The sequence below is a fragment of the Achromobacter sp. SIMBA_011 genome (assembly GCF_046535435.1).
Taxonomy (GTDB): Bacteria; Pseudomonadota; Gammaproteobacteria; order Burkholderiales; family Burkholderiaceae_B; genus Achromobacter; species Achromobacter dolens.
Window position 1 is genome coordinate 1 of record NZ_JAWRWN010000290.1, and the last position, 286, is coordinate 286.

Genomic DNA, 286 nt, shown 5'->3' on the forward strand with positions numbered 1-286 from the left:
CGGCGTCGAGCCGACGAAGCTGACGGCCTGCACGTCCGGATGGTCGAGCAGCGCGTCGACCGCGCCCTTGTCGCCCTGCACGACGTTGAACACGCCGGCGGGCAGGCCGGCCTGGGTGAGCAGGTCGGCCATGAACAGCGCGGCCGACGGATCGCGTTCGCTCGGCTTCAGCACGAACGTGTTGCCGCACGCGACGGCCATCGGCCACATCCACAGCGGCACCATCACCGGGAAGTTGAACGGCGTGATGCCGGCGACCACGCCGAGCGCCTGGAACTCGCTCCAC

The 286-nt window shown here is 70.3% G+C and carries 1 protein-coding gene; it reads right to left on the reverse strand.

Going from position 1 to position 286, the window contains the following annotated elements; all coding sequences use genetic code 11:
- On the reverse strand, window positions 1–286 hold a 286-nt coding region (locus SB816_RS30995; protein ID WP_410548118.1), incomplete at both ends, for an aldehyde dehydrogenase family protein.